General features: G+C 74.9%; 11 protein-coding genes. 3 read left to right on the forward strand and 8 right to left on the reverse strand.

Going from position 1 to position 13,190, the window contains the following annotated elements:
* Positions 1-193: 193 nt before the first annotated feature.
* The 6 genes from ACFWZH_RS27175 to ACFWZH_RS27200 form a co-directional block, all read right to left on the reverse strand.
* Positions 194-895, reverse strand: coding sequence for a TetR/AcrR family transcriptional regulator (locus tag ACFWZH_RS27175; RefSeq protein WP_384436507.1), 702 nt, complete (start codon positions 893-895; stop codon positions 194-196).
* Positions 896-952: 57 nt separating this feature from the next.
* A complete protein-coding gene (locus ACFWZH_RS27180) occupies positions 953-2,050 on the reverse strand; it encodes a PDR/VanB family oxidoreductase (protein ID WP_384436510.1) in 1,098 nt (365 codons plus the stop codon).
* Position 2,051: 1 nt separating this feature from the next.
* Positions 2,052-2,966, reverse strand: a complete 915-nt coding sequence (locus ACFWZH_RS27185) for a metal-dependent hydrolase (RefSeq protein WP_384436513.1) — start codon at positions 2,964-2,966, stop codon at positions 2,052-2,054.
* A gap of 102 nt (positions 2,967-3,068) precedes the next feature.
* Entirely contained in the window at positions 3,069-5,039 is a 1,971-nt protein-coding gene (locus tag ACFWZH_RS27190) for a hypothetical protein (protein ID WP_384436516.1), read from the reverse strand.
* A 140-nt stretch (positions 5,040-5,179) separates the two neighbouring features.
* Complete coding sequence (locus ACFWZH_RS27195; RefSeq protein WP_384436519.1) at positions 5,180-5,410, reverse strand: DUF397 domain-containing protein; 231 nt, start codon at positions 5,408-5,410, stop codon at positions 5,180-5,182.
* A gap of 48 nt (positions 5,411-5,458) precedes the next feature.
* Positions 5,459-8,611, reverse strand: coding sequence for an alpha-N-acetylglucosaminidase TIM-barrel domain-containing protein (locus tag ACFWZH_RS27200; protein ID WP_384436522.1), 3,153 nt, complete (start codon positions 8,609-8,611; stop codon positions 5,459-5,461).
* A gap of 598 nt (positions 8,612-9,209) precedes the next feature.
* Between ACFWZH_RS27200 and ACFWZH_RS27205 the strand changes: the two genes are divergently transcribed.
* The 3 genes from ACFWZH_RS27205 to ACFWZH_RS27215 are packed head-to-tail and all read left to right on the forward strand — an operon-like array spanning position 9,210 to position 11,519.
* Positions 9,210-9,998 carry a GNAT family N-acetyltransferase gene (locus ACFWZH_RS27205; protein ID WP_384436527.1) on the forward strand — a complete coding sequence of 263 codons (789 nt, stop codon included), beginning with the start codon at positions 9,210-9,212 and terminating at the stop codon, positions 9,996-9,998.
* Positions 9,995-10,885 (forward strand): lysophospholipid acyltransferase family protein, encoded by an 891-nt coding sequence (locus tag ACFWZH_RS27210; RefSeq protein WP_384436530.1) that lies wholly within the window; start codon positions 9,995-9,997, stop codon positions 10,883-10,885. Before ACFWZH_RS27205 ends, ACFWZH_RS27210 begins: the two co-directional genes overlap by 4 nt.
* A complete protein-coding gene (locus tag ACFWZH_RS27215) occupies positions 10,878-11,519 on the forward strand; it encodes a DedA family protein (RefSeq protein WP_384436533.1) in 642 nt (213 codons plus the stop codon). Before ACFWZH_RS27210 ends, ACFWZH_RS27215 begins: the two co-directional genes overlap by 8 nt.
* Here ACFWZH_RS27215 and ACFWZH_RS27220 read toward each other — a convergent pair.
* On the reverse strand, positions 11,516-12,121 hold the full coding sequence (locus ACFWZH_RS27220; RefSeq protein WP_384436535.1) for a winged helix-turn-helix domain-containing protein: 606 nt from the start codon (positions 12,119-12,121) through the stop codon (positions 11,516-11,518). The two genes, ACFWZH_RS27215 and ACFWZH_RS27220, sit on opposite strands and share 4 nt — an antisense overlap.
* A 468-nt stretch (positions 12,122-12,589) precedes the next feature.
* Positions 12,590-13,189, reverse strand: coding sequence for a rhomboid-like protein (locus ACFWZH_RS27225; protein ID WP_384436538.1), 600 nt, complete (start codon positions 13,187-13,189; stop codon positions 12,590-12,592).
* Between the last annotated feature and the right edge of the window lies 1 nt (position 13,190).

Here is a 13,190-nt window from a genome sequence, read left to right on the forward strand (position 1 = left end):
GGGGCGGACCGCAGGACGGAGTCCGGAGGGGCGCACCCGCTGCCGAAAACGCCCCGCGCAGCGGCACCCAGCCCGCCGCAGGCGCAACGGCGAAAAACCACCACGGCGAGAAAGCCAGAAAAGTCGGCCGCAGCAAAGCGCAGCGAAAGGGCGACAAACCCCCACGGCGGGCCAGCCGACAACGTGGCGAGGTTCAACCAAGCGCAGGTGCAGGTAGTGCCATCAGCCGGCCCACCAGATCCGCGAACATCCCGTCCGCCGGTTCGTCGGCCAGCATGCGGCGCACCACCTGCGCCATCCGCTCGTCGTACGCCGCGCTCACCGCCGCCAGCGCCGCGAAATCGTGGACGAGCTGCCGCTCCAGCTCGGGCCGCGGGATGCTGCGCCGGTCCAGCCACAGCAGCGCGGTGGTCTCGGCCAGCGAGATCCACGAGCGCACCACCAACTCCAGCCGCGGGGTGGGGTCGGGGACCTCGAGATGGGCGACGATCTGCTCGTACGCGGCCTGCCGCACACCGTCCATCATCGCGCTCGCCCGTGTCGAGCCGACCGCCGGACCGCCGCGCATCAGCGCCGAGAAGCCGGGGCCGTGCACCTCGACGAAGTCGAAGAAACGCTCCATCACGCGCAACAGGCGAGCACCGAGCGGGCCTTCGTGCGCTTCGACGAACCGGGACGTCAGCTCCTCGGCGGCCCGTCGCAGCGCGGCCTCGTACAGCTGCCGCTTACCCGGGAAGTAGTGGTAGACCAGCGGCCGCGAGATGCCCGCGGCCTCGGCGATCTCGTCGATCGAGACGTCCTCGGGGGAGCGGTGGCTGAACAGATCGAGGGCGACCGCGATCAGCTGATCACGCCGCTCCTCGACGCCCATCCTGCGTCGCGCCCCGGTCGTCATGCGGACCAGCCTAACCATCCGGGGCGCGGCGCGGAATCGCGCGAGGACGCGAAGTCGTCACAGATCGAGGACCAGACGTCCGCCCCGCGCGCGAGAGACGCAGACGAGCAGCGAGTCCGCGCGCTCGGCGTCGGTCAGCAGCTCGTCGCGGTGGTCGACCTCACCGGACAGCACCCGCTGTTGGCAGGTGCCGCAGAAGCCCTGCTCGCAGGAGTACGGGAGGTCGGGCAGCGCCTGGTCGCGGATCGCCCGCAGCACGCTGGTGTCCGCGGCGACGGTGACCGTACGGCCGGTGCGGCGCAGTTCCACCTCGAACGGGGCGTTCTCGCCGGAGGGCGCGTCGGCGGCCGGGGCGAACCGCTCGGTGTGCAGGGAAAGTCCCTCGGACACGGTCGGCAGCAGCGCCTCGACCGCTGCCATCAGCGGCTCCGGCCCGCAGCAGTAGACGGCCGCGTGCGGCGGCGCACCGGCGAGCACCGCCGCCAGGTCCGGCCGCCCGTCCTCGTCCTCGGCGACCACCGTCACCCGGTCGGCGCCGGCCCCCGCCAGCTTCTCGATCTCCGCCAGGAACGGCATCGAGGCCCGCGACCGGCCGCCGTACACCAGCTGCCAGGGCACGCCCTCGCGCTCGGCCTGCCGGACCATCGGCAGGATCGGCGTGATGCCGATGCCGCCCGCGATGAAGACATAGGCGTGGCTGTCGTGGAGCGGGAAGCGGTTGTGCGGCCCGCGTGCCCGCACCACCGTCCCCTCGTGCAGCACCTCGTGCACCTCGCGCGAGCCGCCCCGGCCGTCCTCGATCAGCCGGGTGGCGATGGTGTACGCGTCGGGCGTCGCGGGGTCCCCGCACAGCGAGTACTGGCGTACCGGGCCCGACGGCAGCACCAGGTCCAGATGCGCCCCGGGCTCCCACGCCGGCAGGCCCGTGCCCGCCAGCCGCAGCCGTACGACCCCCTCGGCCTCCGCGGTCCGCTCCACCACGGTCAGTTGCCGTACGCCCGTGCCCTGCCCGGCGCCGTCGCGGCCCCGCCCCGAGACGGGCTCCTCCAGCGCGGGCATCGGCCACAGCGGCGACGCCTTGACCCGCCGGCGCAGCGCCCTCCGGGCGACCAGCAGTGCCGCGCCGGCCATCAGGAACGTCCGTATTCGGGGCATCTCAGGCACCTCCGGCGGTGCGGGCCTCGGCCGCGGTCGCGGCGGGGGACCCGGCGAGGTAGGCGACGGCCTGCGTGGTGCTGCCGTGCTGCGAGGGGTGGTAGGTGCGGCTGAGGTACTGCGGGATGGAGCGCGCCATGGCTCCCGTGGTCGGCAGTACGCCCTGCCGGCCGGCGCGGAAGAACTCCCGGAAGCTGGCCCTGCCGTCGACCAGCGAGGGGTCGTTCTCCATGAAGAAGCGGGTGCCGCGCTGCCACAGGAACACCAGCGCGGTGAACGCCGTGGCCCAGGTGCGCACCCGCCGCCGGTAGCCGCCGTCCAGGTGCATGAAGAGGTCGAACGCCACCGACCGGTGCTCGACCTCCTCCGCGCCGTGCCAGCGCAGCAGGTCGAGCATCATCGGATCGGCGCCCTTGGCGTCCAGTGCCTCGGCGTTGAGGACCCAGTCGCCCAGGAACGCGGTGTAGTGCTCGATGGCGGCGATCGTCGCGACCCGCTCCAGCAGCCACCACTTGCGGGCCCGGCCCGGCGGCAGGGTCCGGTCGCCGAGCAGCTTCTCGAAGAGCCAGTCCACCTGCGCCGTGTACGGGGTCGGGTCCAGCCCCCGCTCCTTCAGATGCGGCAGCACCTCGTCGTGGGCCTGTGCGTGCATGGCCTCCTGCCCGATGAAGCCGATGACGTCCGCGCGCAGTCGCTCGTCGCGGATGTAGGGCAGGACCTGCTTGTAGACCCGCACGAACCAGCGCTCGCCGGCCGGCAGCAGCAGATGCAGCACATTGATCGTGTGGGTGCTGGCCGGATCGCCGGGTATCCAGTGCAGCGGGGTGTCGGCCCAGTCGAAGGCGACGTTGCGGGGCTTCAGCGGGATGTGCTCGGACGCGACCGCCTGGGGCCGCAGCGAGGCCGTATTAGACATGGCGTCAATGTACTGACGGGTAAGGAATGCCGATACCCCTCGGACGGCGAAAGCTCGACCAATTTCCCGGCGGCGCCCCGCGTCGCGCCCCTCCCGGGACCGTCAGCCCAGCGCTCCGATCTTCCTGCCGCTCACCAACCGGCCCGAGAGCTCCGCCCGGTCGCCCTCCTTCGCGGGCAGCGACAGCAGCCGGCCGGACGCCTGGCCCCGCACCCCGCCGCTCACACTGACCGACGCGACCTGATCGCTGCCCGCCGCCAGCAGCCACCGTCGGCCGTCCGCGCCCTTCCACAGCACCCCGGCCAGGGCGCGGGGCGCCCGCGGACCGCAGGCCGTACCGCCCTCGACGCGGGCCGCCACCACGCCCGGTGCGTACGGTCGGCCGCCCGGCGCCGGAGTCTGGATCTGGGCCGTCGTCCGGCTGCCCGGGCCGCGCCAGGTCTCGGCGCGGGTGCACAGCCAGGCCGCCTCGCCCGCACCACCGGGGAGCGGCTGCCGGGCGAACTCCCAGGAGTTCACCGCACGCACGCCCTGGCCGCGGACCGCGGTCAGCTGGCAGGCCGTCCGCGCCCAGGCCGTCCTGGCCTGCGGGGCGGCCACCTCGCCCGGCTTGCGCGGAGTGCCGTACGTTAGCCGGGCCGGGGTCAGCTCGCCGAGATCGGTCAGAAGCCGGCCGCCCATGCGCAGCGCCGGCCAGGTCGTGCACGACTCGACGGGCCGCGGCGCGGGCACGGGGGCGGTCACCCCGTGTGCGTCGATGCGGGTGGCCTCGCCCGCCGCGTCCGGCTTCAGCAGATCGACCAGCCGGGCCCGCTTCACCCAAGGGGCCGTCAGATAGCGGACGTTGCCCTCGGTGCGGTTGACCACCAGGGCGCTCGCCGAGTCGGCCGCCGCGCCGTCCGTACGGGCGAAGTCCAGCGCCGCGCCCTCGCCCTCGGACTGCCCCTCGCCGTCCGCCGCCTCCGCGTAGCGCACCACGCGCAGCCCGTCGTGGAAGAGCACCACCACCGCGTGGTCCACCACTCCGGCGAACAGCAGCTGGGCGGGCCCCGCGGCCGGGCCGGCCGGGGTGCCGGGCGTCGCCGAGACCGGCACCCCGGCTCCCGGCCTGGCCCATACGGCCAGTGCGCGGCGCAGCAGCGCCTTGTCGTGCACGCGGTCCCCGCGGGCCGGCCAGGCGGCGAAGTCCTGGCGGGCTGCGGTCTGCCAGGCGGACGCCGAGGCCGCCGTCAACTTGCCCGGGTCCAGGGCCGCTTCGGACGCGGCATTGCGCGCGTACTCGGGGGCGGCGGCGCCGTCCGGGCCCCAGCCGTCGCCCGGCAGCCCCAGCAGCGCCCCGCACACCAGCACCGCCGCGCCCGCCGCCAGCACCGCGCGGCCGTGCTGCCGCCGCCGGATCAGATCCGTCGGCCGGGCCTGCAGCGCGCACGCGTCGAACTCCGGTGACTCCAGCAGCGACCGGTCCCGGCTGCCGGCCGGCGTCTCGGCCTCCTCCGCCTCGTCCAGCGCGTCCCGCGGGTCCGCGACCCCGGCGGCCTCCAGCACCCGGCGGGCCTCGGGCGCGCTCAGCCGCTCCAGGTCCCGCAGCACGAACGCCGCCCGGCCCGGCCCGGACAGCGCCGACAGGGCCTGGTCCAGGGCGAGTTCGTCCGCTCCGCCGGAACGGGGGAACAGGCTCAGGCCCCAGACCTGGGGGAGCAGGGGAGGCGGGGTGGGCAGGCGCCGGACGCGCCCGGCGGCGATCGCGGCGCGCAGGACCCGCAGCCGTACGAAGGCGTAGCCGGGATCGATCGCCGCCTCCGTGCCGGCCCGCTGGGTGGGCAGGCCGAGGCCGCGGATGGAGGAGCGCTGGCGCGGCAGGGCGCGCTGGACCACGCCGTGCGCGGCCAGCACCCGGCGGCTGCGGCTGCGACCGGGCGGCAGGACCAGGTAGGCCAGCCGGACCAGCCGGGGGTAGTGCTCGACCAGCGCCGCCTCGGCCTGCTCGACGTCGATGACATCACCGAGGTCGGCGAGGCCGCTGGGGTCGGAGCGGTCCGGACGGGGGGAGGGCGCCTGCAGCTGCTGCTTCACGTTCGGTGAAACGAGTGAATCCTGCGATGGTCACCGGTGTGACCGGGCGCCCGGACGGCCGCCGAGCGGGCGCCGGACACAGCCGCGGCCACCGCGGTGGACCGACCGCGGTGGCCGCATGACCGCCGTACCGGCCGCCGCTACTGCTGCAGGTCGAACTCGCCGTCCCGCGCGCCGAGTACGAAGGCCCGCCACTCCGCCTCGGTGTAGCGCAGTACCACATCGGGGTCCATGGAGTTGCGCATGGCCACCGCACCGCGCTCCAGGAAGGCGATCTCCACCGCCTCTTCGGCGCTGCCCGGGGGGCGCTGCCAGGTGGCGTCGGTGATGTCGAGGGCGTAGAGCCACTCCTTCTCAGCTGCGGCACTCATACCGTGTTCCCCTCGCTCGTGGACCGTTGCGGTCAGCGTACGCAATGGTCAGGTCAGCTTCCACCGGCGGAACTCGGCCGTACCGCGTTCTGCCGACGCGGAGTTGGCGGCGGACTGGTGCAGTCCGGTGTCCTGGTGCGCGGCCGCTCCGGGGACGGTGACGGTGGCGATCTCGCGCCAGGTCGCACCGTCGTCGGTGGAGCAGGACCCGGTGTACGTACCCGCGCGCGGGCCGCGGTCCGCGGCGCGCCGCAGCCGCAGCAGCACGGGCGCGGTGACGCCGGTCAGCCGCCGGTAGGTGTCCAGGGCGCCGTCGCCGTCGGCGTCGTAGGACAGCACCACGCCGTTGGAGGGGGTCACCGAGAGGTTGAGGAAGCCGAGCCCGTCCGTTGAGCCCGGGGCGGGCGTGGGGGCGAGGCGGTTGCGGACGATCAGGCCGGCGCGGGCCCAGGGGCCGGTCGCGTCCTGCCTCGTCACCTCGACCGTCACCGACCCGCCGGCGGCCAGCGCGCCCGGCCGGAAGACCGCGCCGAACTCGGCGGTGCCTCTCCACAGGTCCGCGCCCGCGCCGTCGATCGCGAAGCGGTCGGCCAGCTGGCCGAAGACCGCGGCGTTCGTCGTCACCGTCTCCAGGCCCGCATCGAGCGGTCCGGCGACGAAGAGCGTGCCGTGCCGCTCGGCCCGCACCCGCGGCTCGCCCCGGGGGCCGTACGCGACGCCCAGGCCGTACGGCAACGGCCGCAGCGGAGCGGTCGGCGGACCGGCCGGAGCCGTGACCCGCCAGCGGGCCCGACCGGTGCCGCCGGGCGGGATCGACGGCAGGGACACCGGGCCCGAGGCGGTGGCGTCGAGACCGTCCAGCGCGAAGTCGACCCGGCCGGTCGCCCGCAGCCCGTTGACGTTGCGCAGCGCCGCGGTGACCGTGGCGCGGCCGCCCGGCGGCAGCGCGGAGGGGACGGCGGTGAGCGTGACCGTGCCCTGGTACGGGGCCTTGGCCAGGACGTCGTGGACCCGGCGCGCGGTGCGGTGGGCATCGGCGGTGGGGCGCAGCGGATAGCTCTTGCGCTCGCGGGTCCAGGGCTCCTCGACGGCGTACCAGTCGAAGGTCCTGGGCGGCCGGTCCGCGGCCAGCGCGTCCGCCAACTCGTCCAAGTACGCCTGCCACTGCGGGAGATGGACGTCGGCGATCAGGCCGTGCCAGTCGCGGTTGGCGTAGTTGGCGAGCCTGCCGCCGTCGGCAGTGGGCCGGTCCGCCCAGGTGGTGATCAGCGCGCGGGCGCTGTGTACCAGCTGCGCCGCCTCCTCCTCGTCGGACGCCATCGCCTCGGCATCCGCCAGCCACGGCCCGAGCAGGAACCGCCGGTGCGCGCCGGTGACCTCCTCGCTCAGCCGCATCAGCCGCAGCCACAGCCCGGACAGCGCGCCGAAGGCCGCCCGGTCCTTGCGCCGGTAGGCGTCCTGGAGCTGCCCGATCAGCTGCCAGGACCGGTTGGCCAGGGCCTGGCGGGCGGCGTCGGTCAGGTCGTGGCGGTAGGCGTCGCTGCCGCGCAGCGCGGGGCGGACGCGCAGCAGCGCGGCGAACGCGGCGTCGAACGCGGCCGGATCGAAGGCGGGGGAGTGGGTGGCGTAGGTGGTGCCGGAGCGGGCGGCCAGGCTGGGGCGGGCGGCGAAGATCGAGTCGTGCGGACGGCCGTCCTGGCTGGCGATCTCGTACGCGCTGGTGCGCAGCGCGGCGAACGCGGCGCGGGCCCGGTCGTCGCGGGCGCCGTAGCGCAGGTCGGCATAGCCGTCGAACCAGGCCGCCCGGTCCACCGGGCGCTCCCGCCACGCCAGTTCGCTGAACAGCTCGAAGGCCGCCGGATCGCGTTCGGCGGCCTCCGGCATGTACGCGGTGCCGACGAGCCGGCTGCCCGGCTTGTCGCGCCAGGCGGTGAAGCGCTCGGCCCAGATGTGCGTCTTCGCGCCGAGGGTGGTGCGGCCCCCGAAGTTGGGGATGGAGCCGAAGGCGTATGGCACCCCGCCCCAGTCCCGCTCGCGGTCGGTGACGGTGTCCAGGTCGCTCAGGCCGTCCACGATCAGCATCCGGTCGTGGTCGACGGCGTCCAGCAGGTCCCGCCGCGGGTTGTCCTGCCAGCCCAGGATCACCCAGGTGGCGTCGGGGCGGGCCGTGCGCAGGGCCGTCTCGACGGCGCGCGCGGCGTCCGCCACCGGTACGTCCCCGGGGTCGCCGCCCTCGTGCAGCAGATCCATCTTGAAGTGGTCGGCCGGACCGAGGAGTTGCTCCTGGTGGCGGTAGAAGGCGGCGGCCACCGCGGCGAAGACCGGGCTGCGCGGATCGAGCCAGTCGGGTCGGGCCAGGCCCGACCAGGTGCCCTGCGGCACGGTGCGGGCGCCGGGATTCCGTTCGGCGAAACCGCCGGGGACGGTGCCGAAGTAGCCGGGCAGCACCGGACGCATGCCCAGCTCACGCAGCCGGTCGCAGATCCGTCTCCCCAGTTCGGCTCTCCTGCCCAGGAGCCGGTGGCTGATCGGTCCGCCGTAGCCGCTCATGTTCTGCAGCAGCCACCACGGCTGGTGGGAGGGCGCCGGCAGCCAGCCGCGGGCCTCGGCGTCGGAGTAGCCGAAGTCGGTCAGCAGCCGGTGGTAGACGGCCTCGGCACCAGGGGTGACCAGCACCTCGTTCACCCCGTGCAGCGCCAGCACGTCGATCAGCCGCTCCCAGCGCGGCCAGTCCGCGTACGGGGCGGTGTAGCCGTCGTGGGTGTCGTTGAGGGCGAAACGGTGCGGCAGCGAGGTGGCACGCTCGACGGGGGCGTCCGGGGCGGGCAGCACATCCGGCAGCTCCAGCTGGTCCCCGGCCCAGGACAGATGGGCCCGGCAGGTGTACTTGAGATACCAGTTGACGCCGGTCAGCAGCACCGCGGGCGTCGTCCCGGCGACGGTGATCCGACCGGCCCGTCCGGTCACCCGAAAGCGGTCGGTGCCGCCGTCGGTGCCGCCGTCGGCGACGAGCGGCACCGGCTCGAACTGGTCGGCGTGGCCGGGCAGCAGCCGCGCCAGTGCGGCCCGCACCGGCGCGACGTCGTAGGCGGCCGCCGGTACCCGCCTGGCGCCCCGCCCCGGCGCGGCCACTCCGAGCACCGCCCCCGCGCCGATCGCCCCGGCGGTCCCCAGCAGTGCGCGTCGTGAGGGTCGTTGCACTTTGGCCTGCTTCCCACGTTGTCGGCTGTCCCGCCGTGGGGATTGCGCCTGCGGCGGGCGTGGTGTGTACGGGTGCGGTGCCGCTCCTCCGGACTCCGTCCTGCGGCGCGGCCCCTCCCGTGAGGGGGTGGGAAGAGGCCGGTAGGGGCGAGCGTAGTCCGTTCACCTCGCGCGGATGAAGACGTACGTGCAGACCCACCGGTCTTCTCCCACCCCCAACGGGAGGGGGCGGGCCGGAGGGGCTGGGTGTCCGGACGTAAAGCGCAGCAGTCCGGACACCCAGCCCCGCAGGCCTGTCACCGGCAGCCGAACAGCCCCGCGCAGCGGCAACAGCCCGCCGCAGGCGAACCAACAACAACCCCCACGGTGGGACAGCCGAAAACGTGGGAAGCAGCCAAGCGCAGCGGAAGGGCGGGACAGCCGACAACGTGGGAAGCAGGCAGAACGCAGTGTTACGCGGAGGCTCACCCCCTAGCTCCCTGCGCTTCACGTGCCCGGCTGTCGGGCCGGGGAACAGTCTGGCGCGTAGAGAAGGGCCAGGTCATGACCGTGGCCCGCCGGTCTATCGCAGCCTCCCCACTCCCCATGGAGGGCTCCCATGAGCATGGCAACGACCGCGTCCAGCACCCCCGGCACCGCTCCCGGACCCGCGGCGGTACCCGCCGCATCCGTCCCCGACTACACCGCGCAGATCGCCGACACCACCGAACAGATCCGCGCCGCGCAGCGGCTGCGCCACCAGGTCTTCGCCGGTGAGATGGGCGCGACCCTGCACTCCCCGCTGGCCGGCCACGACATCGACGCCGTCGACGAGCTCGCCGACCACCTCATCGTCACCCGCACCGCCACCGGCGAGGTCGTCGGCACCTACCGCCTGCTGCCGCCCGGCCGCAGCCCGCGGCTGTACTCCGACGGCGAGTTCGACCTCGGGGCCCTGGAGGAGCTGCGTCCCTCCCTCATCGAGGCCGGCCGTTCCTGCGTCCACCCCGACCACCGCAGCGGTGCGGTGATGACCCAGATGTGGGCCGCCCTGGCCCGCTACACCCTGCTCTCCGGCCACCGCTACCTGGCCGGCTGCGCCTCCGTCCCGCTCGCCGACGGCGGCACCGCCGCCGCCCACGCCTGGGGGCTGGGCCGCACCCGCCATGCCGCGCCGCCCGAACTGCGGGTCACCCCGCACCACCCCTGGCACTCCACCGTCCCGGTGCCCGACCGCCCCAGCCTGGCCCAGCTGCCCCCGCTGCTGCGCGGCTACCTCCGCATCGGTGCCTTCATCTGCGGCGCGCCCGCCCACGACCCGGAGTTCGACGTCGCCGACTTCTTCGTCGTCCTGGACATGGAGCGGCTCGGCGAGCGCTACCGGCGCTACTTCCTGGGGGAGCGGTGAACGGTCCCTGGGACGTCTGGTCCGACTGCACACCGGACTGTGCGGCGCACACCCTGCCGCGGATATCGGCGACCGGCGTCGCCCGGCGCTCGGCGGTGTTCGCGCACCGGGTGCGCCGGGCGCTCACGGACGGCGAGCGGATGGCCGATCCGGTGCGGCTGCGGGCCCACGCCGGCGCGCTGCTCGACGCGCTGGGCATCCGCCTCGTCAGCCCGGGGGAGGGCCCCGGCACCCTCACCTCCGGGGGCGGTGGCCCCGGCACCCTCCTCGTCGTCAACCACATCTCCTGGCTCGACATCCCCGCCCTGCTCGCCGTCGAGCCGGTCACCCTGCTCGCCAAGCGCGAGGTCGGCGGCTGGCCGGTGGTCGGCGGGCTGGCCCGCAGAGCCGGTACGCACTTCATCGACCGTACGAGCCCCCGCGGGCTGCCCGGCGCGATAAGGGACCTGACCGAGATGCTCGCCGCAGGACGGTCGGTGGCGGTCTTCCCGCAGGCCACCACCTGGTGCACCGCCGATCAGGGCACCTTCCGCAGGGCCACCTTCCAGGCCGCGCTCGACGCGGGCGCCCCGGTCCGGCCGGTGACCGTCGAGTACACCCAGCGGGAACGGCCCAGCACGGTCGCCGCGTTCTGCGGCGAGGACACCTTTCTCGGCTCGCTGCGCCGGGTCCTCGGCGCCCGCGCGCTGACGATCCGTGTCACCGCGCATCCGGTGCTGACGACGGCGGGCCCGGATGCGGGCCTGGACCGGCGGGAGTTGGCGGCGCGCGCGGCACGGGCGGTGCTGGGCGGCCGGTCGCCGGTGGCCGCGCCGGTAGGAGGCGCGGTGGTGCGGCACACGCCGGTGGCGGCCGCGGACGTCCGGGACGCCCCGGCCCATGTTTGACCAGCTCGACCAGCTCACCGAGCCGCTCCAGGGCCTGTTGGACTCGCCCTGGCTGTGGCTGGTCGTGCTGCTGGTGTCCGCTCTCGACGCACTGCTGCCGTTCATGCCGAGCGAGACCACGGTCCTGCTGGTCGCCGTGCTCATCGGCCCCGATCTGCCGCTGCTCGCCCTGTTGGCGGGTGTCGCGGCGGCCGGGGCGCTGGCGGGCGACTGCCTGGGCTACGCGGTGGGGCGGTACGCCGGTCCACGTGCCACCGCCCGGCTGCTCCGTGGCGAACGCGGCCGCGCACGGCACGCCAGGGCCCGCGCGATGGTCGAGCGGCACGCGGCCCTGCTCGTCGTCGCCGGCCGCTTCGTGCCCGGTGGCCGTGTGGTCTCCGCGCTGTCCACCGGCAGCGTTCACTTCCCGCTGCGCCGCTTCGTGCTGCTGGACGCGGTGGGCGCGGGCGTCTGGGCGCTGTGCAGCGCGGCCCTCGGCGGTCTGGGCGGCGCGGCGGTCACCGACTCCCCGACCAAGGCGATGCTGCTGGCCTCCGGAATCGGACTGCTGGTGGCGGGCGGTGTGGGGTGTCTGCACCGGCGCGGCTCGGGCGCCCTCCCGCTCCCGAAAGAGCGGGCGGGCGCCGGCTGCTAGGCGCTCGGCACGTACTTGTAGCCGACCCGGCGCACCGTCACGATCGACGCCCGGTGCCGGGCGCCCAACTTGCGGCGCAGCCGGGCGACATGGACGTCGACGGTGCGGCCGTCGCCGACGTGGCCGTACCCCCACACCGTGGTCACCAGCTGGTCGCGGGTGTGCACCCGGTGCGGGTGGGCGACCAGATGCGCCAGCAGCTCGAATTCGAGGTACGTCAGATCCAGCGGCCGGCCCTGGACGTACGCGGTGCGCTGCTCGGGGTCGATCCGCACGATCTCGTCTCCGGTCGGCGCGGCCGGGGGTTCGACGGCCGGCTGCGCGGCGGCCTGTTCGGCGGGCACCAGGACCAGGTACCCGACCATCGGGGGCTGGCCGGGCAGCGCGGGCACGCTGTGCTGGGGCGCCGGGATCCAGGTCGCGCCGGAGTTCAGCAGCTCGGCGACCGACTGGACACCGTGGTGCGGGGCGGTGGCGGGCGAGGCGAGGGCCTCGTCGGGCGTCACCGCGCGCAGTCGGTGGCGGTGGGGGTGCGGGGCGGTGGTGCGGGGGGAATCGGGAGCCGTCGCGGGGTTGGCGGTCAGGGTACGGACGTTCGTCATCGGGAGTCAGCTCTTTCGCGCAGAGGGGCGTCGGGGACGTCGTGCGCGCGGGCAGGGCTGGGGACGCCGGTCAAGAGGCGTCGATGAGGCGTGTGCGGGCCCGCGCTCAGTGTGCGCGGCAACACAGACGGTCGAAGGCGTGCGCCTGCCGGGACGGCCAGAAGGGCTCGAGGTCGCTGCGACCCGTCGCGCTGTCTGTAAGGCTGGCCATGACCTCATTGAACCAGACAGTCGGTGATCTGTCCCTCGTCCGGGTGCCGCTGTGACGTAATTCCGCCGCGTCCGGCCCGCCCGGGTGGCGGGACCGGGGGCGATGCGGCGCCGACTCGGCTTCTTCGCCATGGAGTTGGGGAGGACGGGGGTGCGGGGCCGATGGCCGAAATCCGATGGGAGGGGGTTTGACGGACGGTCCCGTGTGCGCGGGCGACGCGTTGCGGCTCGGTGGGGTCGGCCGCCCCGCGTCCTGGCTCAGATGGTGACGGATCGTCCCGTACGTGCCCGTATGCCGTACCCCACCGCCACGCCGAGCGCTAGCGCCGCCAGATGCCCGGCGTCGGTGAACGTCCGGCCGCGTCGCAGTACGGGGCGGATGCCCAGGGCCAGCAGCCCGGCGGTCGCCGCGGTCCGGGCGCCGCGGTGCGGGACGCTCGCGGCCAGGGCGCCCAGCGTGGCGTTGAAGCCGTAGCTGGCCCCGACGTCGACGGCCTGCGCGGTGGCGTCCGGCGGGGTCGTGCGCACCCGGCCGCGCAGCCCCGCGTAGACCAGCAGGCTGGCGCCCGTGTGTCCGGCCGCGAACACGGCCGCCGCGCCCCCCGGGCCCCAGCGGGTCTCGGCGGTCCCCAGGGTGGCGAGCAGCGCGGCGGCGTACGGGACCGGAAGCGGTTCCTCGACGAGGCCCGCGCTGGTGGCCAGCGTCTCCCAGCGGCCGGCGCGCAGATTGGCCACATTGGTGGAGTGGCGGCGCAGCAACCGGGTGCGCCGCCCTTCGGGCAGCCGCGCGGTGGCGTGTGCGCCGAGCTGAACGGCGCCGACGTAGAGCGGCGCGAGCCAGGGCATGCGGAGGGCCATC

It is taken from the genome of Streptomyces sp. NPDC059008 (genome assembly GCF_042749045.1).
In the GTDB taxonomy this organism is placed as follows: domain Bacteria; phylum Actinomycetota; class Actinomycetes; order Streptomycetales; family Streptomycetaceae; genus Streptomyces.

What these genes read in the sequence shown, in the direction of transcription:
- ACFWZH_RS27175 (WP_384436507.1), bottom strand. Translation starts at nt 895, where the DNA reads ATGACGACCGGGGCGCGACGCAGGATGGGCGTCGAGGAGCGGCGTGAT.
- ACFWZH_RS27180 (WP_384436510.1), bottom strand. Translation starts at nt 2,050, where the DNA reads ATGCCCCGAATACGGACGTTCCTGATGGCCGGCGCGGCACTGCTGGTC.
- ACFWZH_RS27185 (WP_384436513.1), bottom strand. Translation starts at nt 2,966, where the DNA reads ATGTCTAATACGGCCTCGCTGCGGCCCCAGGCGGTCGCGTCCGAGCAC.
- ACFWZH_RS27195 (WP_384436519.1), bottom strand. Translation starts at nt 5,410, where the DNA reads ATGAGTGCCGCAGCTGAGAAGGAGTGGCTCTACGCCCTCGACATCACC.
- ACFWZH_RS27205 (WP_384436527.1), top strand. Translation starts at nt 9,210, where the DNA reads ATGAGCATGGCAACGACCGCGTCCAGCACCCCCGGCACCGCTCCCGGA.
- ACFWZH_RS27215 (WP_384436533.1), top strand. Translation starts at nt 10,878, where the DNA reads ATGTTTGACCAGCTCGACCAGCTCACCGAGCCGCTCCAGGGCCTGTTG.
- ACFWZH_RS27220 (WP_384436535.1), bottom strand. Translation starts at nt 12,121, where the DNA reads ATGACGAACGTCCGTACCCTGACCGCCAACCCCGCGACGGCTCCCGAT.
- ACFWZH_RS27225 (WP_384436538.1), bottom strand. Translation starts at nt 13,189, where the DNA reads ATGGCCCTCCGCATGCCCTGGCTCGCGCCGCTCTACGTCGGCGCCGTT.